The organism is Haloarchaeobius salinus, assembly GCF_024464185.1.
Lineage (GTDB): Archaea > Halobacteriota > Halobacteria > Halobacteriales > Natrialbaceae > Haloarchaeobius > Haloarchaeobius salinus.
Window position 1 is genome coordinate 910,106 of sequence record NZ_JANHAU010000002.1, and the last position, 21,000, is coordinate 931,105.

16 protein-coding genes and 14 tRNA genes are annotated in these 21,000 nt (G+C 61.6%); 10 read left to right on the forward strand and 20 right to left on the reverse strand.

Annotated elements, in window-relative coordinates; genetic code table 11:
• Positions 1-394 precede the first annotated feature (394 nt).
• From NO345_RS19830 to NO345_RS11305, 8 genes are all read left to right on the forward strand, one after another.
• The gene (locus tag NO345_RS19830; protein ID WP_368407868.1) at positions 395-4,102 is read left to right on the forward strand and encodes an ATPase, T2SS/T4P/T4SS family; all 3,708 of its coding nucleotides are present in this window, start codon (positions 395-397) and stop codon (positions 4,100-4,102) included.
• Entirely contained in the window at positions 4,099-6,144 is a 2,046-nt protein-coding gene (locus NO345_RS11275) for a type II secretion system F family protein (RefSeq protein WP_256299260.1), read from the forward strand. The genes NO345_RS19830 and NO345_RS11275 overlap by 4 nt, the downstream gene beginning before the upstream one ends.
• A gap of 5 nt (positions 6,145-6,149) precedes the next feature.
• Positions 6,150-6,656 carry a DUF7287 family protein gene (locus tag NO345_RS11280; protein ID WP_256299262.1) on the forward strand — a complete coding sequence of 169 codons (507 nt, stop codon included), beginning with the start codon at positions 6,150-6,152 and terminating at the stop codon, positions 6,654-6,656.
• A 4-nt stretch (positions 6,657-6,660) separates the two neighbouring features.
• Positions 6,661-7,296, forward strand: coding sequence for a DUF7288 family protein (locus tag NO345_RS11285; protein ID WP_256299264.1), 636 nt, complete (start codon positions 6,661-6,663; stop codon positions 7,294-7,296).
• Positions 7,290-8,336 carry a DUF7261 family protein gene (locus tag NO345_RS11290; RefSeq protein ID WP_256299266.1) on the forward strand — a complete coding sequence of 349 codons (1,047 nt, stop codon included), beginning with the start codon at positions 7,290-7,292 and terminating at the stop codon, positions 8,334-8,336. Before NO345_RS11285 ends, NO345_RS11290 begins: the two co-directional genes overlap by 7 nt.
• The gene (locus NO345_RS11295; RefSeq protein WP_256299268.1) at positions 8,333-8,869 is read left to right on the forward strand and encodes a DUF7266 family protein; all 537 of its coding nucleotides are present in this window, start codon (positions 8,333-8,335) and stop codon (positions 8,867-8,869) included. Before NO345_RS11290 ends, NO345_RS11295 begins: the two co-directional genes overlap by 4 nt.
• Positions 8,866-9,615 carry a DUF7289 family protein gene (locus NO345_RS11300; protein ID WP_256299270.1) on the forward strand — a complete coding sequence of 250 codons (750 nt, stop codon included), beginning with the start codon at positions 8,866-8,868 and terminating at the stop codon, positions 9,613-9,615. The genes NO345_RS11295 and NO345_RS11300 overlap by 4 nt, the downstream gene beginning before the upstream one ends.
• Before the next feature lie 61 nt (positions 9,616-9,676).
• A tRNA-Arg gene (locus tag NO345_RS11305) sits at positions 9,677-9,751 on the forward strand.
• A 276-nt stretch (positions 9,752-10,027) separates the two neighbouring features.
• Here NO345_RS11305 and NO345_RS11310 read toward each other — a convergent pair.
• From NO345_RS11310 to NO345_RS11395, 18 genes are all read right to left on the reverse strand, one after another.
• Positions 10,028-10,198, reverse strand: coding sequence for a hypothetical protein (locus NO345_RS11310; RefSeq protein WP_247123357.1), 171 nt, complete (start codon positions 10,196-10,198; stop codon positions 10,028-10,030).
• 353 nt (positions 10,199-10,551) lie between these two features.
• Positions 10,552-10,815 (reverse strand): DUF8150 family protein, encoded by a 264-nt coding sequence (locus NO345_RS11315; protein WP_248897096.1) that lies wholly within the window; start codon positions 10,813-10,815, stop codon positions 10,552-10,554.
• 26 nt (positions 10,816-10,841) lie between these two features.
• The gene (locus tag NO345_RS11320) at positions 10,842-11,183 is read right to left on the reverse strand and encodes a hypothetical protein (protein WP_248897097.1); all 342 of its coding nucleotides are present in this window, start codon (positions 11,181-11,183) and stop codon (positions 10,842-10,844) included.
• A gap of 49 nt (positions 11,184-11,232) precedes the next feature.
• A complete protein-coding gene (locus tag NO345_RS11325) occupies positions 11,233-11,526 on the reverse strand; it encodes a hypothetical protein (protein WP_247123360.1) in 294 nt (97 codons plus the stop codon).
• A gap of 60 nt (positions 11,527-11,586) precedes the next feature.
• A tRNA-Gly gene (locus tag NO345_RS11330) sits at positions 11,587-11,659 on the reverse strand.
• Positions 11,660-11,686: 27 nt separating this feature from the next.
• The gene (locus NO345_RS11335; RefSeq protein ID WP_248897098.1) at positions 11,687-13,216 is read right to left on the reverse strand and encodes a TROVE domain-containing protein; all 1,530 of its coding nucleotides are present in this window, start codon (positions 13,214-13,216) and stop codon (positions 11,687-11,689) included.
• Positions 13,217-13,284: 68 nt separating this feature from the next.
• Positions 13,285-13,359: transfer RNA gene (locus tag NO345_RS11340), tRNA-Arg, on the reverse strand.
• Positions 13,360-13,841: 482 nt separating this feature from the next.
• A tRNA-Glu gene (locus NO345_RS11345) sits at positions 13,842-13,917 on the reverse strand.
• A gap of 101 nt (positions 13,918-14,018) precedes the next feature.
• Positions 14,019-14,091, reverse strand: a tRNA-Lys gene (locus tag NO345_RS11350).
• Between the two features lie 3 nt (positions 14,092-14,094).
• A tRNA-Glu gene (locus NO345_RS11355) sits at positions 14,095-14,167 on the reverse strand.
• A gap of 34 nt (positions 14,168-14,201) precedes the next feature.
• Positions 14,202-14,326: transfer RNA gene (locus NO345_RS11360), tRNA-Thr, on the reverse strand.
• A 4-nt stretch (positions 14,327-14,330) separates the two neighbouring features.
• Positions 14,331-14,402, reverse strand: a tRNA-Tyr gene (locus NO345_RS11365).
• A gap of 3 nt (positions 14,403-14,405) precedes the next feature.
• Positions 14,406-14,488: transfer RNA gene (locus NO345_RS11370), tRNA-Leu, on the reverse strand.
• Positions 14,489-14,528: 40 nt separating this feature from the next.
• Positions 14,529-14,610, reverse strand: a tRNA-Leu gene (locus tag NO345_RS11375).
• A gap of 47 nt (positions 14,611-14,657) precedes the next feature.
• Positions 14,658-14,743, reverse strand: a tRNA-Ser gene (locus NO345_RS11380).
• Between the two features lie 456 nt (positions 14,744-15,199).
• Positions 15,200-15,272, reverse strand: a tRNA-Pro gene (locus tag NO345_RS11385).
• A gap of 250 nt (positions 15,273-15,522) precedes the next feature.
• Positions 15,523-15,596 (reverse strand) — tRNA-Asp (locus tag NO345_RS11390).
• Positions 15,597-15,599: 3 nt separating this feature from the next.
• A tRNA-Gln gene (locus tag NO345_RS11395) sits at positions 15,600-15,675 on the reverse strand.
• A 685-nt stretch (positions 15,676-16,360) separates the two neighbouring features.
• On the opposite strand from NO345_RS11395, the gene NO345_RS11400 reads away from it, so the two are divergent.
• Together NO345_RS11400 and NO345_RS11405 are read left to right on the forward strand one after the other, a co-directional pair.
• Positions 16,361-16,969, forward strand: coding sequence for a hypothetical protein (locus NO345_RS11400; RefSeq protein WP_248897099.1), 609 nt, complete (start codon positions 16,361-16,363; stop codon positions 16,967-16,969).
• Between the two features lie 73 nt (positions 16,970-17,042).
• Positions 17,043-17,993 carry a winged helix-turn-helix domain-containing protein gene (locus NO345_RS11405; protein WP_248898095.1) on the forward strand — a complete coding sequence of 317 codons (951 nt, stop codon included), beginning with the start codon at positions 17,043-17,045 and terminating at the stop codon, positions 17,991-17,993.
• A gap of 39 nt (positions 17,994-18,032) precedes the next feature.
• Here the strand turns inward: NO345_RS11405 and NO345_RS19835 are convergent, their stop codons facing one another.
• Positions 18,033-20,501: an Eco57I restriction-modification methylase domain-containing protein gene (locus NO345_RS19835; protein ID WP_256299279.1), complete on the reverse strand. Its 2,469-nt coding sequence runs from the start codon at positions 20,499-20,501 to the stop codon at positions 18,033-18,035.
• A 60-nt stretch (positions 20,502-20,561) separates the two neighbouring features.
• Complete coding sequence (locus NO345_RS11415; protein ID WP_256299280.1) at positions 20,562-20,876, reverse strand: hypothetical protein; 315 nt, start codon at positions 20,874-20,876, stop codon at positions 20,562-20,564.
• Positions 20,877-21,000 lie beyond the last annotated feature (124 nt).

A 21,000-nucleotide genomic window follows, 5' to 3' on the forward strand; every position in this document is an offset into this window, starting at 1 on the left:
GGGGGTGTGGGTTCCACGTGCGACAGCACGGGGTGTCGGATCGTGTCGAGGAGTAGGCAGCTTCGTTCGCGGTTGCACGCGACCCGCGAGTGCGCGTGGGAACACGATGTGGTCGTCCGACACGGCCGCGTATAACGGTTTGATGAGCGAGGGGCCCGCCAAAACCGACACTTAATTCTGTCCATTCGGCCGCGTATGCGCACCAGTGGGGTTTGATATTATTCAGGTTACTTGGAAAATAAGTAGATACGTAGCTACCGAGGCTGACCGATAACCGCAATCAGGCGGCGGGGTAATCCGAGAATAACTAACGATTCTGACTAGATGGCGGCCTGGATTTCAAATCTGATAACCGGTGGAAGGTTTTTTGCTCGCGTAGGAAAAGGGGTAGTCAATGGCTGTTAACGACGCCGACGGTTCCGAGGCGGATCAGTTCGAGGGGACTGATGAATCGGCCTCCACGTCGGGTGACGGCCCCCCTGAAGGTCCGGTCGAGGGCTCGGACACCAGAGTGGGCGAGTACACGTGGCGGGACTTCATGCAGGAATTCGGGTACGAGGACGAAGTCTCGACGCTGTACGCTGGCGTCAACCGACAGACGACGGAGGACTCGGAGCGACTCGGACTGGGCAACAGCGAGGGCGAAGTGGCGACGGCACCGCACGGGTCTGCGTGGGACGAGGTCGAGTTCGACCCCGAGGTGTACCTGGGCTACCACCCGGACGAACTCGCCGAGAAGATAACCGACCACGCGGGCGCGAACGGCAAGTGGCTCTGGCAGGAGTTCGCCGCGTACTGCGACCCCGAGACCACTCCAGTCGTCAAGGACGAGTGGACGTGGGAGCACTTCAAGTGGGAGTACCACTACGAGGAGGACGGCTCCATCCCGACCGACTCGGCCGGCGAGAAGGTAGCGTTCGACGAGGAGGAGTACCTCGGCTTCGACGTCGAGGACACCGAGGGCGTCCTGAGTCAGGCCGACGACTTCGCACAGGAGCTCGACGACCTCGTCGAGGAGCGCACCGTGAACGTCACGCACGAGGACGAGGACGAGTTCTTCTCGACCGAGGCTGGCAACACGACGGTCGTCAACCGGTACGACCTCGAGAAGGCGGTTCCGGACGAGAAGAAACTCCACTTCCGCGAGGAGGAGCGCTACTGGGTGAACAAGCCGTACGCGTTCGTCATCATCTTCCACTCCGAGAAGGAGAACGAGAAGAAGTACTACGCCATCGAGCCGCACATGAACGAGATCGAGGACGACCTCCAGGAGTTCATGTCCGGCAAGCTCCGGACCGCCATCAAGTACTCCGACGACGAGGTCACCGTCGAAGGCGACGAGGACGCCCGGCGGGCGGTCATCGACCGCGAGACGAAGCGGCTGCTGAAGCGGTACGATCTGTTCTCGGGGAAGACACGCGGGCGTGGCTCGTCCGGCGGTGCGGGCGGTATCGTCCAGCAGATCCGCGAGATGTTCGACACCGCTGACGAGAGCGAGAGCGTCGACACCGTCGACGGAGACGAACCGACAGCCGAGGAACTCGACGGTATCAGGGCACGTCCGGAGCCCGCCGTGGTCGCGGAGAACGCCGACACGCTCAACGAGTACCAGGTCGAGAAGCTGCTCTACCTGCTGAAACGGAACTTCATCGGCTACGAGCGCATCGACCCCATCAAACACGACATCAACGTGGAGGACATCTCCTGTAACGGGCACAACTCGCCCGTGTTCGTCTACCACAGCGGCTACGAGCAGATCATCTCCAACATCTTCCACGGCCACCACGAGCTGGACGACTTCGTCGTCAAGCTGGCCCAGCGCTCGGGCAAGGGCATCTCGAAGCGGCGACCGCAGGTCGACGCGACGTTGCCGGACGGTTCGCGTGCCCAGCTCACGCTCGGACGCGAGGTGTCCGACCACGGGACGAACTACACCATCCGTCAGTTCAACGACGTCCCGTTCACCCCCATCGACCTCATCAACTGGAACACGTTCTCGCTCGACGAGATGGCGTTCCTCTGGCTCTGCATCGAGAACCACAAGTCCCTCATCTTCGCCGGCGGTACCGCGTCCGGGAAGACGACGAGCCTGAACGCCATCTCGCTGTTCATCCCCTCGAACTCGAAGATCGTCTCCATCGAGGACACGCGCGAGGTCGAGCTGCCCCAGCGGAACTGGATCGCCAGCGTCACCCGTCCGTCGTTCAGCGAGGACAGCCAGGGTGACGTCGACGAGTTCGACCTGCTGGAGGCCGCACTCCGTCAGCGCCCCGACTACATCGTCATGGGTGAGATCCGTGGCGAGGAGGGTCGGACGCTGTTCCAGGTCATGTCGACCGGCCACACCACGTACACCACGTTCCACGCTGACTCCGTGGGCGAGGTCCTGAAGCGGTTCACCACGGACCCCATCAACGTCTCGAAGACGATGTTCACCGCGCTGGACCTGGTGTCCATCCAGACCCAGACGCGTGTCAGCGGCAACAAGGTCCGTCGGAACCGCAACATCACCGAGATCAACCACTACGACGCCGAGAACGACGAGATCAACGTCCAGGACGTCTACCAGTGGCAGGCCGAGACGGACGAGTTCCTGAAGATGGGCGAGTCGAACACGCTCGAGGAGATCGAGTTCGACCGCGGCTGGAACCGCGAGCGCCTGGAGAACGAGCTGTTCCAGCGCCGGGTGATCCTCGCCTACCTCATCAAGAACGGGCTCAGCAAGTACGTCGAGGTCGCCGCGACGGTGCAGGCGTTCGTCAACGACCCCGAGACCATCCTCGCGCTCATCGCGAACGGGCAGCTGGAGGAGAGCCTCGACGACCTGCGCGAGATGGAGTCCGTCTACATCGACGTCGACCCGGAGGACGAGGAGCTCGTCCCCCGACCGGACCCCGACGACGAGACGTACAACCTCGCCCAGGACATCCTCGAGCGCGCCGAGGAGTCGCTGTTCGAGGAGTACCGCGACAAGGAGCTCAGCGGCCTCGGCATCGAGTCCGCCATCTCCGGCTCCGGGATGGAAGAGGAGGCCGACGAGATCGAGGCCGAACCGGGCGACGGCGACTTCGACTTCGGCGACTCCGTCGGCAGCGACGACGACCCGTTCGACCTCGGGGACGACGACGGCGAGGACTTCTCGTTCTCCGGCACGGACGAGGAGGTCGAGGACGGCCCGTCCTGGCTGAACGACGAGGGCGACGGCTTCGACTTCGGTGAGGACGCCGGCTTCGGTGCGAGTTCGGACGACACCGCCGAGGCGGGAGCCGACGCTGAAGCGGGCGGCGGCACCGAACCGGCACCGGCGGGCACGCCGGAGCTCGAGGCGGGAACGAGTGCCGCGGACGAGGACGCGACCGACGACGGGGTGGACGGCGAGGTGCCGGTCGCCGACGCGTCGACCACCGACGATGCCGACGGCGAGACGCTCGAACTCGAGGAGGGTGCGAGCGACGTGAGCGCGGAGTTCCCGGCGCTCGACGAGGGCCAGGAGGAGCCGACGGCCGGCGGTACGGACGACGGGTCGACGTTCGACGACGGCGACGACGGGCCTATTTTCTCGGACGCCGACGATTCGGGAGGCGAGTCGATGTTCGACGCTGGCGTACAGGACGACGCGGCGGCCGAGCCGGCGGCATCCGAGGCCGACGCGCCCGACGCGTCGGTCGAGGACGCGACGGACCCAGCCGCGGAGGAGGTTGGCGACGCCGACACGGCAGCTGTCGCCGACGACTCCGGGGAGGCGGCCGCCGATCCGGCGAGCGAACCCGAAGACGCCCCCATCGACGACGAGGAGGCGTTCTTCGGCGGCGAGGACGAGCAGTTCTTCGAGGAGGACGACGAGGAGGTAGACTCCATCTTCGGGGACGAGAGCGGCGGTATCTTCAGTGGCAGCGACGAGGACGAGGCAGAGGACGACGGTGGGATGTTCGGCTCCGCCCTCGAGGAGAGCGAGGAGGACGCCGATGGGATGTTCGACGACAGCGAGGACGACGACAGCATCTTCGGTGCCGCGGACGATGCGACCGGTGGCACGGACGGCGAGGACAGCGTCTTCGGCGACGACGGGGAGGAGGAAGGCGACGACGGTGATGCGGAATGAGCCTCCAGACCCGCACCGACACCGGTGAGAGCAGCGGGTTCGACGCCTCCACGGACTCGCTCGGGGACATGTTCTACCCGCTGTACGAGCGGCTGTTCGACGAGAACTCCGACTTCGTGGCGGACGTCGAGACGAAGCTCGCGCAGGCCCGGATGGCCGACACCGTCGAGATGTACCTCTCCCGGTCGCTCGGTATCGGGGTGCTCTCGGGGGCGGCGCTGTGGACGCTCGGGACCGCCATCGGGTACCTGCTGTTCATGACGGGTATCGTGCCGACGGACAACATCCTCGGGGCGAGCATTCCGAACGCGACACTCGTCGACATCATCAACGCCATCAAGGTACCGGCGCTCGTCATCGTGACGGGGCTGTTCCTCGGCTCCATCGGGTTCGCGATGGGGTTCGGTGCCCTCGTCGCGGTGCCGTACTCGCGGGCGTCGGCGCGGAAACGCGAGATAAACATGCTGCTGACGGACGCGGTGTCGTTCATGTACGCGCTCTCCGTCGGCGGCCTGAACCAGCTCGAGATCCTCGAGGCGATGGCGAAGGCCGAGGACACCTACGGCGAGGTGGCCAAGGAGTTCCAGTCCATCGTGCAGGAGACCGAGTACTTCGATACGGACTACCGGACGGCGATCCGCAATCAGGCGATGGAGACGCCGAGCGACGAGGTGGCGCAGTTCCTCACCGACATGCTCTCCATCGTCAACTCCGGCGGTGACATGGAGAACTTCCTGAAGGACAAGAAGGACAAGCACATGCGGACCGCCAAGCAGCAACAGGAGATGACCCTGGAGACGCTGGAGCTGTTCGGCGAGATGTACATGACGCTCTCGCTGTTCCCGCTCCTGCTCATCATCATCCTGGTCATCATGCGGATGCTGGGCGAGGCGGACCCGATGATGCTGTACGCGACGGTGTACGGACTCATCCCGATGACGGGCGCGGGCTTCCTCGTGCTCGTCTCGACGGTCAAGCAGGACGAGCCCGGCGATGGCTACCTCGACCCGGCCGACGCCGACGACCGGCTCTCGGTCCAGCAGGGTGCTGGTCTGCTGAACCTCGGCCTCGTCGAGGAGTACACGGGAGAGTTCGCGATGTTCGACCGCATCAAGAACAAGGAGGGGACCTACGAGACGATGCAGGTGCTCAAGGCCCCGCACATCTTCTTCCGGGACAACCCGCTGTACACGCTGGCGCTGACGATTCCGCTGGTACTCGTCATCACGGTCGTCGCGATGGTCTCGGGTGCGGTCCCGACATCCTGGGACGGGATGATCGACCAGCCGGTCTGGGGGACGTTCATGTACATCTACATGCCGACCTACATCGTCGTCCTGCCGCTGGCGGTGTTCCGCGAGTGGAACGTCCGGTCGCGGAGCGTCATCACGAACAGCATCTCCGACAACCTGCGGAAGCTGTCGAGTGCGAACGACACCGGACAGACCCTGCTCGAATCGCTCCGGACCGTCTCCGAGACGACGAGCGGGAAGATGGCGACGGAGTTCGAGACGATGCACGCGAAGGTCAACTACGGGATGAGCCTCAAGCACGCCCTCGTCGAGTTCAACAACAAGTACCACATCCCGCGGATGGCGCGGACGGTGAAGCTCATCTCGAAGGCACAGGAGGCCTCCAGCCAGATCACGGACGTGCTGACGACGGCCGCACAGGCGTCGGAGAACCAGGACGACATCGAGCGCGAGCGCAAGTCACGCACCCGGATGCAGGTCGTCATCATCCTGATGACGTACCTCACCCTGCTCGCGGTCATGGCCATCCTGAAGACGCAGTTCCTCGACGTGCTGACCGGGCTGAACGACGCCAGCGGCAGTGGCGGTGGAACCTCCGGTGGGCCCAGCCTCGGTGGCGCGGTCAACACCGGCCGGCTCTCGCTGCTGTTCTTCCACGCAGTGACGATGCAGGCCCTGCTGTCCGGGCTCATCGCGGGCTACATCCGCGATGCCGACATCCTGAGCGGGCTGAAGTTCGTCCTCGTGCTGATGACGATCGCACTCGTCGTGTGGGCGGCGGTGGCATGAGAACGATGAAGACGACGGGAAACACGCTCCAGCGCGGCTCGGACCGGGGACAGACCACGCAGGATTTCGCGGTCGGCATCAGCGTCTTCCTGCTGACGGTCGGATTCACCTTCGGCTTCCTGCCGACGCTCCTGAGCCCGTTCGGCTCGCCGGTCGGGGACGACATCACGGCCAAGTCCGACCGCGTGGCGGGGACGATGATCAGCGACTTCACGGTGGACGGCGAGCCGCGGACGCTGAACGCGACCGAGCTCGATGCGTTCATCCAGTCGAACCCGACCGAGGAGGACCTGCAGGAGTACTTCGGCCTGCGAGCGTCGGCGGACATCAACGTCACCGTGATGAACGTTCAGGAGGGTGGCGGCAGGACCGTACTGCAGGTGAACGGGAACCGGACAGTGGCTGGGGACGAGTATCGCTCACAGACGCCGGCAGCGTCGACGACGAGGGTCATACTCGTCTCCGGCAGCCGGTGCGACGTCCAGTGCGTGCTGGTGGTGAGGGTGTGGTGATACGATGAACGACGACAGGTCACAGGCGTACACGCTCGAGGGGTTCATCGGGTCGATACTGCTACTGACGGCCATCCTCTTCGCGTTCCAGTCGGTCGTCATCCTCCCGACGACGTCGGGCTCCGTGAGCCTCGACATCCAGGAGCAGCTCCGTACGTCCGCCAACGACATCATGGTCATCAGCGCGGACAACGGCGACCTCTCCTGCCAGGTCCGGTACTGGAACGAATCGGGCGAGGAATACTTCGCCGGCGCTCGCTCCGCGGACCAGGGCTACGGCGTGGACCCGCCACCGAACGTCACCGCGTGTGACGCCGACGGGACGCAGTTCGGCGACATGCTGAACGAGACCTTCGGCGAACAGGAGCAGGAGTACAGCATCATCGTCTCCTACCGGAACAACAGTACCACGGAGGAGGTGACGATGGTCAGCCGCGGCTCGCCCAACGCGCCGGCGGTGACCGCGACGTACACGGTGACGCTCTACGACGATCAGCACATCCTCGGACCGAACTGTCACCCCTGCGATTCGAATCTCAGCGAAGCGCACGAGAACTGGGACTACCCGATCCCGGAAGCCGACGAGTTCGAGGACAGTCCCATCTACAACGTGGTCGTCATCCGGGTGGTGATATGGTAGGGCTGGACGAGGACCCCTCGCGTGCACAGATCGTCCTCGTGGGGGCGCTCGCCATCGCGTTCATCGTCCTCGGCATCGTCGTCGTGTTCAACACGAGCCTGTACGCCGAGAACGTCGACTCGACCGGCACCGTCTCGTCGGTGAACCAGGCCGAACAGGTCCGTCACGCTGGGGGACAGAGCGTCGCCGGGCTGGCGTACCGGGTCAACGAGGGGAACTTCACGAACGAGACCGACATCGCGGCGACGATGAACGACAACACCAGCAACCTCAGTGCCGTCTGGCAGTCGCTGTACGCTCGGTCCCAGCCGTCCGCCGTGAACGCCTCGCTCGACGGGTCGAACTCGGAGTACGGTGTACGGGTGTTCCAGTCGACTGACGCCGACTTCCGGGCGCGGGGCGGAACGCCACCCGGTACGTCGGCTAACTGGACGTTGACCCCGACGGATACACCTGCGACGTATGCTGATATCGGACGCTTCGAACTGACGCTCGAACGTGACTCTCTCGACACCGACCAGACGGGCGCGTTCCACCTCTCGGTGCTCGGTAGCACCGAGAGTGGTGACTGGCAGTGGCGGAACGTCTGGTTCACCCGTGATGGGAGTGGAAACGTCACAGTGTATCTTGCCGAGAACAGCAGTACGACCGACCCCAGAACCACCTCGTTCGAGTGGTACGAGGAGAACGGCATGGAGGTCTGTGACGTGTCTGTCGGCACGACCGCCGAAGTGGATCTGGTCACCGGTTCCATCGAGGGAACGAACTGCTTCGAGTTTCTCAGTGGGATACATCCCGTCTCTGGCACCGACGGCTACGAGGTGCAGTTCCGAAACGGGGGGAACGTCTCCGGCCAGTACGAGGCCCACCTGAGCACGACCGCCTTCGAGTCCGTCGGAACCCGTTTCGACAACTCGGCAGGCGACGCACCGTACTACAGCTACATCCTCTGGGAGGCGACCGCCATCGTCGAGTACGGCTCTCCCGCAGCATCGTACACGCGAACAGTCACCGTCCCCGTCTACAACAGCACACGATGATACGACAACCGACCGACGACCGTGGTGTCTCCATCGCACTGACGCACGTCCTGACCATCGGCATCACGACCGTCCTCGTCGCGGGCCTGCTCCTCGGCGCGAGCGGCCTGCTCGAGGAACGCAAGACCGGTGCCGCACAGACCGAGCTGCGGACGCTCGGGAACCGGATGGCCGAGGACATCGCGAACGTCGACCACGAGGCGGACGGTGCGAGCGGCCAGATCGTACTGCAGACCAACCACCCGTCCCAGGTGTCGGGGTCGGGCTACGCGGTGTCGCTGTACGGGACCTCGGCGGCCGAGTGTGGGACGTACCAGAGCAACGGTGACGTGGCCTGTCTCGTGCTGGAGTCGCCACAGGCCGACGTCCAGATCATCGTCCCGTTCCGGGCGACGACACCCATCAGCGAGAGCGTCGTCAGCGGCGGTGACCTCTTCATCGTCTACGACGGCTCGGCGATCAGTCTCAGTGGCCAGCGGCCGCCCGCACTGGCACCGCCGGCGGTCCCGCGGGTCGCGGAGGTGCGTGCATGAACGTCCTCGACGACCGCTCGGTGAGCGACGTGCTCGCGTTCGTCCTCGTCTTCTCCATCATCATCACCTCGGTCGGGCTGGTGTACAGTGTCGGCTTCAGCAGCCTGAGCGACTTCCAGGAGTCCGAACAGAAGACGAACGCCGCCCGTGCGTTCGACGCCTTCTCGACGGTGTTCGACGACGTTCAGGAGGGCCGGGCGGTCGCCCGCAACGGCGAGTTCCGGCTCAACGGCGGCACCATCCAGCTGAGCCGGGAGAGCGAGTTCGAGGTCTGGGTGAACGATTCCGGTGGGAGTACACTCTGGAGCGGGACCAACACCACGGGCTCGATACAGTACACCGTCGACGGCACCACCATCGGGTACGAGAACGGAGCCGCGTTCCGCCGGGACGGCGACGCGTCGGCGATGTTCAACGAGCCGTCGTTCCTCTGCCAGGGCGACCGTGCGGTCGTCTCACTGGTCGTCCTGACGCCCAAGAACGCGACCGCACAGAGCGGCGACGGTAACGTACTCGTCAAGGCCCGGGAGCGAAGCTCCGAGGTGCTGTACAGCGCACAGAGCAGCGGGTCGGCTGCCGAGAGCGTCAACGTCTCGTTCTCGGACAGCACGTTCGGCGACGCCTGGGGACGCTACCTCGTCGACAACGGCTGGGACGACCTCGGGGACGGCGAGTACGGCTGTTCGGCCGACACCGTCGTCGTCCGGGTGACGGTCATCGCCGTCGAGATTCCACCCCCACAGTGACGCCCGCATCTGCTCTCGAATCGCGGGAGTTAAAAGGGGCTGTCCTCTTATCAGTAGTTACGGGCGCTTAGCTCAGCCTGGACAGAGTACTTGGCTTCGGACCAAGCTGCCGCGGGTTCAAATCCTGCAGCGCCCATCATTCTGCGTGACGGGCAACATTTGGCAGACGGCAGTACGGCGTTTATAAAAGAACCCCTCTTCGGCCGATCTGATTTCATCACGTTTCGGAACGGGGGTCGCCAGTGTCATGCGATTCGCTTGCATTTGAATGACACCGCGAGGACATAATACTTGGGTAGAGAGTGTAATTGGCGGCGCGCGCGAGAGACTTTGGCGTCCAACTTCGGCCCCCTCCACTCAACTCAGCACTTCAGATATAGATCCCGTCTGCATCCGCGCAGTTCCTCGTACCTCACAGTTCCTGTTCCATCTTCTCGAAAAGGGTACGCCATCGTTCAGGCACGTCGTCAGTGTCGTACACCCCTTCGTTCGCCAATTCTAAGAGGCGGATGGCTTCCTCCTCGGTGAGGTTCTGAAGATTCAGCTCCTCCACGGTCTTTTCGCGCGCCCACTCCGTGCTCATTGGTCGGTCGCGTTTGATCGCTCCGTAGAAATGGAACCAGAACATGAGATTGCCTTCGGACGGAACGGGTTGGCGCTTATCCTGACGGACTTGGTCGGGGATCAGCGGAAGTGACGGTACTGCTGAGAGAGTCCCGAGGAACGACCGTCGAAACATGCCGTCGACAAAGTGACTCCCCTCCTAAAATCTACCTCCGCCTAGGGTACGTGCCTATGTACGTACTCACGTAGATACGCAGGTGCGTGTGTGAGTACTCGCCTGGTGGTGTAGGCTGGTCGGAGTATTGTCTAACGGAATTCGTTCAGTAGACGCGACAACATATCCCTATTCGGGCAATGCTGCGAGTGACTCGGCTACTTCGATTTAGCGTCGGACTCGCTGCTCGCTTCGAGGATCTCGGCCGCCACGTCCTTTACGTGTTGCTGATGAGACGCCGGGGTCTGTACGCTCTGGGCCGCATTGAGTTGGTCGTTGACGACAGCGTTTTGTTGTGGCCCCCAATTCTCGGGCGGCTCTGATTTGATGTAGTCGACCCACCGCTTGATGCTCTCGATGCGCTGCTCGCGGTTGCGTTCGTGCTTCGCGTCGAGGTGCTCAGGCGCGTTTGAGTCGCTCATATTTGTCTTCGACGTCGTTCCAACTGCTACTCATCACCGACGCTGTTGAGCGCGCCGTTCAACTCGAAGAGTTCTCGGACGACATTGCTGTCTGCGACCCGGTATCGACGTGGAGACGTATTCGGGACCTCCTCAATAAGCTCGACTTCAAGCAGAAGGTCGGTGTAGTTACCAACGGTCTGGCGTGTGACGCCGGCGTGTCCTGCGAGTTCAGTTTTGTTGAACTCACAGTTCGGCGGAAGATCGAGTAACGCATCTACGAGGATCGGGATCGCGTCGTGCTGCGTAAGGTAGAGCCATCCGCTAGGATGCTCCCGACGGAGTTCCTTCTTATCCACGCGGTCACCCGCGTATTCCATGTTGCTCATACAGAGAGCCAACCGCATAAATCGTCGGGAGAGGCGTGTTCTTGACACCTCATCCGATCCGCTCAATTGACTCAAGGCCAGGGACCTCGGCGAGCCGTCTCCTCACCTGCGCATCGGTCATTGTCGTGGTCCAACGAATGGTGATGCCGACGGTGATGGTCGTTGCCGAAAGCTTCGGAGCGATACCGTGCAGGTCGTCAACCGTGACGGCATCGATGTCCTCGGGACGTGAGATGCGCTCTTCAGCGTCGGTGACGAGGTCGCCGTCTGCGCCACACGGGATGCGGATCGTGACGACAGCAGTCGTCATCGGCTCTGGGTCGTTGTCACTGGAGATTGCCATGATGTCACCTCTGTTGAAGAGCGTCGCTCGGGCTGTCTGATTCACGAGCTGCGCTCCGAGTGCGCGAGGGACGATTCGAACGCCCGTCTCGGTCGTGGCACGACCGCGTGATACCGAACTACACTACTCGCACTTGACGGGGAAAGATGAGAGGGCAACACTATGCAGGTTCGAAGGCCTCGATTTCATCGATGACCTGCTTCGGATTTTCGGCGTGTTCGATGAACGAGAGGACGTTCTCCGACCAGCCGGAAACGTTGTAGACGTTCTCGTATCCCTCCGGCGTCACGAGGTCGCCGTAGGACGCGAGATCGACGAGATACAATGCGGTGTCCGAGGAGACCTCGTCCCGATACGCGTCGAACGCCGCCTTGACCGTCTGGGTATCGCGTGCTGTGAATGGCGTGCTGTCCCAAATCTGCATGTCGGTGAAGACGACGATACGCTCGACCGGCTCGCCTCGGTCGCGGAGGTACTCCAGTGCCTTCCAGCCGTTCGTCGAGTTCCCGACGTCCTCGTCGATGGCCAGTACCGCACCTTGACGCTGCAGTACTGGCGTGTTCACGTGCATCGGAACGGTCTGGAAGTCGTCACCGAACCCGCCAACCTCGGCACCTTGGTCGGCCAGGATCGCACCGAACAACGCACCGATTTCCTTCAGCCTGAGCGTGCTGTTCGTGGATAGCGCCATGTCCATCGACCCTGAGAGGTCCACGGCGACGAACGTGTCTCCGAGTCCGTCAGGCACCGTCTCGACAGCGACGTCGATTGCGTCCTCCAGCCACTGCTCGACCGCTGGTGCTTGGACGTCAGCATTCTGGAGCGCGGTGTACGCCTGGTAGTACCGGAACGGGTACAGCGGCGCGTACCGGACTGCTTCCAAGTCAAGGTGCCCTACGACGGTGTCCTCGTCGACGCCGGCTTCGAGCATGTTCCGGAGGTTCCGGATCGACGCGAAGATCGGCAGCGTGTATTCGTCGTCTTCGAGGAGCGTCTCCCAAGCGTCCTGAGTGTTGCCGCGCTCGGAGATGACGGTTTCCCAGGTGTTGGGCGATGGCAACGGTTCGACGTCGGGATAGTCGTCGAGGTCGCCGCGCATGAACTCCTCGAATAGCACCTCCTGGTCGGCGTCGACCGGCTTCGGGTGGACGCGATTGAACACGTCGTGCAGCGTTACCTCACGCCGCGACAGCTCGTATTTGCCCAGCGTGTAGGCGTCCGCCATCGAAACGAGCGCGTCTTCGATGCCGCGTCGAAGCGGCCACGGGGCAGTCCCGCCGAACAACTGGTCGTGGATAGCGAGGGCGGTCGCCGTTTCATCCATCCGCTGGATGATCGCCGGTGCCCACTCGCGGATGAGTGACTCGGGTGAGTCATCCTTGAACCGGTCGTCGTTGGCTGCCAGTACGAGCAGGACCTGTGGAATGTCCCGCAGGTAGAGTTCCTGGCGCGCGTACGCGGCGAGCTTCAGGACGAACTCCGGATCCTCGTCTGCCGCGGCGTCGAACCGCCGGACGACAGCAGCGAGTTGCTCGTCATCGGTTTCGTAGAACGAGCCCTCCAGCAGTTGGTTGATCGTGCGCTTGTACAGTGCGAGTCGAGGGTCGGCAGGGTCGAACGCTTCCCCACCTTCGTAGTTGGTGGTTCGCGTCGCCTCCGCGACCGTTTGCTTTGGCTTGTTGAATTCCATGCTATCACTCGGAGCCGCAACAGGCGACTCCGATACCAGTGCTGCTCACCTGCGGTGCAAGCAGCGAACGTCCCCGGCACGATTCGAACGTGCGACACCCGGCTTCGAAGGCCGGTGCTCTGTCCAGGCTGAGCTACGGGAACATGAGAGTGGCCGGAAAACTGCTGGAGCCGGAACAGCGTGCTACCTGGTTACACTACGGTGGACGAACGGATTCCACCGCCGGGATTCGAACCCGGACTTCCGGCTCCAGAGGCGAAGGATGGCTCCAACTCGACGGCCACGGGATGAGTGATGGCGACCGGGAAACTGTCGAGGCGGATCCGGTGTCGAGAGCACCCACGTGCTCTCTTTGTCCGGGATGTTCTCGATGGACGAGGCCACCGACAGGATTTGAACCTGCGAGTTCCTGGCGAAGCAACGCCCCGACTCGACGGTCGCCACGTGCGGTCGGGAAACTGACGGCGCGACGGGCTATGACTCCCGGTGTGGGCCTTGCGGGCTGAAGGAACGCACCGTCTCGTCGACCGCACGCTATGGGAACCGACAGAGGACGCGTCACCGGTCTGCGTCGCTACCTCGCTGGTACGACACAGAGCGTCACTGTCCACTGCCAGTTCCCGAGTGCTCCCGAGGGGAATCGAACCCCCGACCTCCAGTTTGAAAGACTGGCGTCCCTCGCCAACGGAGACTCCGGGAGCCTCACTGCAATTGGTTCCGAGCGCCTGAGGAAGGACTCGAACCTCCCGCGACCGGGGTAACAGCCCGGCACCCCCACCAGGGGGGTATCCCAGGCATCGAGAGGGCCCGACGGGATTCGAACCCGCTATCCTGCGGTTAAAAGCCGCTCGCCTGTCCTCATAGGCTCCGGGCCCACATGCTCCAGCCCGGATTCGAACCGGGGGCTCGGCCGTGAGAGGGCCGTGAGTTTGGCCGCTACTCCACTGGAGCGGGTTGGCCTCTCCTGGAAAGGGTCATCGGCCAGTGGGACGGGCAGGATTCGAACCTGCGTGTTCTCGTTACAAGTGAGATGAAGGAGCCCTCACCGTCGCACCGGATCTCCGGTAAAAACTCGGCGAGAGCGTGAATGCCAGGCTCTTCCACCGTCCCGCAGTCTCCCCGGCACGACTCGAACGTGCGTCTCCTCCTCTACAGGGAGGCATCGTAGCCGCTAGACCACAGGGAGAAATGTCGCCGCGAGGATTCGAACCTCGGAAGGACCTACGCCAGCGGTTCTGAGCCGCTTCCCGTTGACCACTTGGGTACGGCGACAGGGAATACAGGGAATCGTGTACCGGTACAGTGACCGGCATGCCGCCACCAGGATTCGAACCTGGGAAGGACTAACCACACGGTCCTCGACCGTGTCCGTTTGACCACTCTGGCATGGCGGCACAATTCGAGAATCGCTAATGACTCTGCGAATCACTTCGGCACGCAGCGGCGGGAGAGTGATTTGAACACTCGTGCCCTCGCGGACGCCGCGCTTCCAACGCGGTCCCTTGGCCGGGCTAGGGAAATCCCGCCAACGGTGAGACGGAGAGTCGAACTCCGAAGCCTCGCAGCTCTCGGTTTCAAACCGAGCGCAGTCACCAATCTGCTTGTCTCACCACACGCCGTCGGAGCAAGCCCCAACGAGCCCCCTTCGCGCTACTCACGGGATGTCGGAAGATGCGTATTGCTCAGCTTCTGACCCTCGCTTTTGGAGTAAGCGAGGTCACCAACACCCAGTCACGGTAGGGGCGAAAGGCGGTCACCTCGTTCCGTGGAAGTAAGCGCCGTCGCCGGTGACGCAGATTCTCACACTTCCAATCGTGTCGATGGACGTTGTTTCACCGAGCGGGACGTGGCGGAACGCTTCCTCGTTGCAGTCAGGGCAAATATTCTTTGACATCACGCCGTGTCCCGGAGTTGAACCGGGAACCCGTCGCCGGGGCTGGCGTAGCAGGCCAGTGGGGTCACCATTCCCCAGACACGGCACACTGAGCCGACGAGGATTCGAACCTCGGTCCTGTGCGCCCAAGGCACAGATCGTCGCCCGCTGGACCATCGGCTCACGGATACTGCCGAGCGTTCGGCAGTTGATTATCTATCTGTACGACTTTCCAACTGCGCAACCACGAACGGGTAGTCGTGATTGTGCGTCTCATCGCGGGGGCGTACTTCGGGTGCTCCCGGGAATACCACACCGGCTCATGTAGGTTGCAGACCCTGCTGGGCCCAGCATCGTGGGAACGATCCAGCTGATCGCACCAACGGGCTGCCTACCTCGATGGGTATCCCCACGTGGCCACGCCACGCATCCACGCCGACGCCGGGATTTGAACCCGGATCACGGCCGTGACAGGACCGTATGCTCGCCGGATTACACCACGTCGGCATGTCGCCCCGGCCGGAATCGAACCGGCGACCTCCGGATTCAAAGTCCGGCGTCCCTCGCCAACGGAGACTCCGGGGCTCGACGTAGCCGCAGCTAACGCTGCGGAGATGTGTGCTAGCGACTCCTCGTACGCTCAGCGCGTACTGAATCGCTCGTTCGTTCCACTGTCAGGAACGAACGCAGACCAAACTGCCGCGAGCTTCAGTCGCCGTACTCGCGTGCCGCGGTGAGCGGAGCGAGTCCTAGGCGAAAGCAGGCGGCAATCCCGTGTTCCCCAGCCCCTGACGGGTAGTCCGCGTGGGAGCCGGGTTATGCGGGTGAGAGTGTCCGGAGATCGCCGGACTGCGTCGCACTTTCGCGTTCGATAGCGACGCAAACCCAGCGATTCTCGGCCGAACTCTTCGCACCCTGGTCTTGTAGATACTCGCCGAACACGCGACCCGCGGCTAAGCGAGAACGAGCACGCCGCGGTTTGAAGCGAGTATCGACCATGTAGCGAAATTCTCCGTTTTCGAGATTTGTTTCGGACGTCAATTACGGGATATCGTGGCAACTGTATTAAAGTTAGTCAGGGTGTGGTAACCACAGACAAGGAGGTCATGAAGTCCTGCGCCAAGTATATTGTTAGAGGTCACTGCTGGAGCGCACAGAAACTATTTACAGCAAACTGCTGTCTAATACTGCAGATGGTTGGTCTACCGTCGGTCCGGCTCTAGCCGGGAACCCAGTCACAGACGTGACTGATGGTTCTCGGTTAGAGACCAATGACCGAGAATACTGACGCAGGCAAGTCTGAACAGACAGAGTGTAGCGACGCGCCTCCTCAACCGATTGACCCTACCGACTGTTCTTCGTGTCGGGAGACAAGCTCCATCCTGGCGTGCGATGCGTGCAACACCACGCACTATGCCGAACTCCACGATGTCTCGCTTGGTGACTCTGAGTACGATGTGTGTAGCGACTGCCTCCAGTTGCTCGTCGATCAGGTCGAGCGATACTACTGGTGGGAACGCCTGACTGAGGCGCACTACAACCGCGCAGCGGAATTCCTTCGGTCACTCGATGAAGTTTGGTGCGTCAAGGATCAGGCGTACGCTGGCGGCGAGTTGTGGGTTCATACGCCATATTGTGATGCGGCAGTCGTCAGAGATGTTTGCGACCACTTCGGGTTCCAAATCCGGTGGTTCAGCGTCGTAACTCCCAGTGACGAAGGATTTGATTGCGTCTCAGATCATGGACCCTGTATCGAAATTAACCTCACCTACACGAATCGCCCCTCGAACCCGCTCCCGTTAGAATACGACATCCAGGATGACGTGACGTACCACGAGATCGAGTGGCTCGAAAACCATCACCGCCTGTTCGACCAGTGACTGATTGGAACAGGATATCGTAAACTCATTTCCGATAACACTTATTACTGATTCACTATTCTATTTTACAGCAGTGCTTACAAACGCGGGACTCGAACTCATCGACGCCCTTCACGATGGGCGTGAAGCGACCGTGCACGAGCTCGCAGACGAAACTGGACTCAGCACTTCGCAGATCTACCGAACGGCCAACGAGTTACGCACCAAAGGGCTCATTGGCGAGTCCAGGGAGCACCACAATCAGCGGCTTCTACGCGTTACTGGCCACCCCGTGATCGAAGCGTACCGAGGCCTGGTCTCTAAACTGGGGCACGTCGAGTGGGCCGATTTGCTCTCACCGGCAACAGTACGCATTTGCTGGTTTCTGGATGGACCTCGACGCGCAACGACAATCGCAGATCGACTTGACATCACTCGACAGGCGGTCCACCACGCGTTGGACCCGTTGAAACATCGCGCGATGCTCGCCCCATCCGGGCCGGAATATGCGTTCGTCCCCGGCCTACAACCGTTACACGACTTCGCAGAAGCTGTTATCCTGCACGAGCACCGCACCCGTGTCCGGCGTCTCGCGCCAAGTGCCACAGTCGAGTGGTTCGATCCCGAGCGGGCACTCGTCCACGTCCACACCAAAGACGATACCGCGGCTCTCGAAGCCGCTGACGAGTGGGAGATGACTGGACTTGCGCGGTTCGCCGCATTCGACCTGCAGTTCTTCTTGGCAGGTGAACCGGCGTTTTGGTACGCACCGGACGAGCCCCTCACTCCTGCCCAAGTTGTCTGTCACAGTCTCGTGAACGACACTGGGTCGAGGCGAGTGAGCTACGCGCTCCTCCTCATCGAGCACGTACAAATCGACGAGGAAGAGCTACGCAATACCGCAACATGGTACGGTTTGGAATCCACAGTCTCGGACCTCTATGCGTTTCTCAAGGACGGAGTCGAGAAGCGGAGTGGTGGCGACACAGTGCTTCCGAATCCTACCGAGTATGAGTCGTTGAAGTCACAGTACGGAGTCACGTAGCTCAAAGAGCGAATCTTCGGCTGAAAAACAGACTAGGCATCAGATCACTTGCTGGAGCAGACTGTTGAGACGCTCTAACACCGATTCACAATCGCCATTTTCTCTGGCAGTTTCGCACAACTCGTCGAATAGGTCGGCTAGAGTCGCCACGATAGGTTCTTTGAGCGATGTCGGATCGATAACGGGGAGTTCGTTGAGCGCGTTAATACTGAGTTTCTCGTAGCCGCCTTGCTGCGGTTGTGTCTGTGCTTGGATCACCTGCTGTCCGATGTTGCTATTCAGGTATGCGAGCAACGCTTTCAGCTCAGTTTCATCAAGGGACACGTCGTAGAATCCACGGAAGTTGTTGATGTTTCTCGCCGTTGTCTCGTTGAGGATGAACGTGAAGCCGTCTCGACCGGCGTCTTGCACCAAGAACCGAGGCGAGGCTTGTCGACGGGGGCGATACCAGTACGGGCGGTTCTCGATTACGTTCGCTCCGAGCGGATTGGTCCGGTAGACGCTATCCTGTAGATACGAAACGACGTTCGGCACCTCGCCGTTGCTGTTCCTTGGGAGCGAGTCAGCGTTGAATAGCACTTGCTTCTCGAAGTCCTCCCGTGACTTCTGGACTCCTGGTAGTTTGTCTGGGTCTAGTAGCCACACCTCCTCACCAGCAGCCTGTAATTTCTCCCAATCCTCTCCACGGAAATCGTACCCCTGGACGAGCTTTGGTTGGCGAATGAGTTGAGACAAGTGTTTCTCAGAGATTCCGGACTCGTCGACTTCGTCCTGGGTCAGGCAGAAAAAGGTCACATCGCCGGTGGACTTCCCGCGGTGGATCGTGACGAACTCGCCGAGCTCAGTCAGCTCGCTTGTATCTACGTCGCAGGGATCGAATAGTGCTGCCCAGTTTTGCCCGGGTACGAGATCCGCTTGCGGCACGTGATTGATGAATCCCCACTCAGTCTCACCCTGCTCCCCATTCTGCACTGCGTTACGAAGCGTACTCGAATCGATGGACTCGTCCACGCGAATAAAGCGCGTCACCCCCTCGTTACCACCAGAACTTGCTTCTAAGAAGGAAACGAGTGCGGTGACTTGGGCGTCCTCGAAGACCGACTCGCCTTTTGGGTCGAACTGAACGAGCGCGGTGATGGAAAACTCGTCAAGTAGGAACTGTTTGAGTGAGTCGCCGTAGGCCGTCGTGAGGGAACTATCCGGCGTGAGGAACGCTGCACGGTCGCCCGAAGATAGGAACGACCGACTGTGGTACATGAAGTACGTGTAGAGTGGTGACCGCGCACTGACGTCGATTCCTGTCGATTGCTCTATGTCGGCGTTGATCTGTTCTTTGTACTCTTTCGGGAGCGCGTCCCCGCTCGTGTATGGGGGGTTACACACGATCCCGCCGATGTCGTGTTGCAGTTCGTCTGGATCAAGAGTGAGGAAGTCGTGTGTTCGCGGCGTATTCAGCTGTCCACCCAACGTGAGTGCTGTCGCGCCCATGAGCCGTGCGAGGGGGCTACGTTCGATCCCGTCGACGTGCGTGGGGTCAGTGTTCAGACTCCAGCGCGGGTGAAACGTGCTGGATAGTACGCCGGCTCCCATTCCAGGGTCGAGAAGGTGGTCGACATCGCGGTTTGCCCAGGACTTCATCGTCACTGCAATTTCCGGCGGTGTCCGAAACTGCCCGAGTGACTGTCGATACTCACTCGGTGTCAGCTCCGCGTAGAGCTTCCCAATCTCTTCCGTTGGCTGGGGTGTGAAGAGCAATCGATCCCGGTGAGCCAACGTAGCTTCCAGGAGGTCCTCATCAGCCAGTTCCGCGACGTGGTCAAGAACGAACTGATCGAACGCTCTGTCCATTGTCTGCTTCCGTGCGTTGTGAAACGCCTGTTGTACCGAATCGGAGAGTGGTGGAACAACGCCGCGACACCGGTACCACTCGTACACCGTCGCTTTTAGAAGAACACTCAGGACGGCGTGTCGCGCAACAGTTCTCTGTACTGCCCCTGTTTCTATCGACCCGATCCCGTGCAGTTCGCACCACCCCTGGAGTTGTTTGTGGAGCGACTCGGACAGTTTCGTGTCGAATGCTGGACTGATGGTGACTGCTGCCCGTTGAACGTCCTCGATGAGTTCATCCGTGACGACCGGTGCGAAGGTTCGAGAGGCTGAGTCCCACTCGTAGCTGAGTCGGTCGAGTACACGCTCGGTGACTCGGTTCTTTACTGCGGGTTTCCACACCTCGATTCCAACGTCTGCAGCAGTCTGGTACAGCTCTCGCTTCGAAAACGGTGCTGGAATCTCGTGTCCGTCGCTCGTCAACCGCTGGATGACGGTGTCTACCTGTTCACGCCGCCGTGCGTCCAACCCTACTGGAGCGACCGGTGAGTGGGCTGTCCCGCCGCTCGTTATCGGGGACGGGACAGGGGTTGGCGGATACGGACGAGCGTCGCTACTGGTTCCCCGGCGGTGAAGCCGGTTAGTTTCTTCTGGGTCTCTCACATACCTCGCTGCGGGCACGATCCGCAGTACGCCAGCCACTCAGAGAGGAGTGGTTTCCGAGGCAGCCGCTGACCGACGCTACGTTTCGATCAGGTGTCCGAATTCCTCGACGACGATCTCGCCGTCAATGCCGCGTTCTTCGCACCAGTCCAGCGCCGCTTCCTCATCGAGAGAGTCGATTTCCGCACCGCCTGTCGTACCGCCCCCGCTACACGACTTGGCGTATTTGGTTGCCGCACCGCCCTCACAGTGGAGGAAGTACTCCCCGCCTGCGGTCCGGTATAGCGTTTCGATGAGGTAGTAGAGGTCACCTCGATCCGCGTTTGGAGCATACTGGGCGATCTGTTCGGCTCGGTCCGTGTCGTACAGTTTCCGGTCGATGACGCGTTGCATCGTAGACCTGGAAATTACATGGTTAAATAAAAACCCTCGCCCTGAGAACTCGATATTTCTAACGCCACAGGGCGTTAGAAGCACGAATCCGGATTCACGGCATGGCTGTCCGACTGACAGCACG

Bases quoted from the DNA above. Each gene is read 5' to 3' on its own strand.
- NO345_RS11300 (WP_256299270.1), top strand. From the start codon at position 8,866: ATGAACGTCCTCGACGACCGCTCGGTGAGCGACGTGCTCGCGTTCGTC.
- NO345_RS11275 (WP_256299260.1), top strand. From the start codon at position 4,099: ATGAGCCTCCAGACCCGCACCGACACCGGTGAGAGCAGCGGGTTCGAC.
- NO345_RS11415 (WP_256299280.1), bottom strand. From the start codon at position 20,876: ATGCAACGCGTCATCGACCGGAAACTGTACGACACGGACCGAGCCGAA.
- NO345_RS11400 (WP_248897099.1), top strand. From the start codon at position 16,361: ATGACCGAGAATACTGACGCAGGCAAGTCTGAACAGACAGAGTGTAGC.
- NO345_RS11280 (WP_256299262.1), top strand. From the start codon at position 6,150: ATGAAGACGACGGGAAACACGCTCCAGCGCGGCTCGGACCGGGGACAG.
- NO345_RS11335 (WP_248897098.1), bottom strand. From the start codon at position 13,216: ATGGAATTCAACAAGCCAAAGCAAACGGTCGCGGAGGCGACGCGAACC.
- NO345_RS19830 (WP_368407868.1), top strand. From the start codon at position 395: ATGGCTGTTAACGACGCCGACGGTTCCGAGGCGGATCAGTTCGAGGGG.
- NO345_RS11315 (WP_248897096.1), bottom strand. From the start codon at position 10,815: ATGAGCGACTCAAACGCGCCTGAGCACCTCGACGCGAAGCACGAACGC.
- NO345_RS11295 (WP_256299268.1), top strand. From the start codon at position 8,333: ATGATACGACAACCGACCGACGACCGTGGTGTCTCCATCGCACTGACG.
- NO345_RS11320 (WP_248897097.1), bottom strand. From the start codon at position 11,183: ATGAGCAACATGGAATACGCGGGTGACCGCGTGGATAAGAAGGAACTC.
- NO345_RS11310 (WP_247123357.1), bottom strand. From the start codon at position 10,198: ATGAGCACGGAGTGGGCGCGCGAAAAGACCGTGGAGGAGCTGAATCTT.
- NO345_RS11285 (WP_256299264.1), top strand. From the start codon at position 6,661: ATGAACGACGACAGGTCACAGGCGTACACGCTCGAGGGGTTCATCGGG.
- NO345_RS11290 (WP_256299266.1), top strand. From the start codon at position 7,290: ATGGTAGGGCTGGACGAGGACCCCTCGCGTGCACAGATCGTCCTCGTG.
- NO345_RS11325 (WP_247123360.1), bottom strand. From the start codon at position 11,526: ATGGCAATCTCCAGTGACAACGACCCAGAGCCGATGACGACTGCTGTC.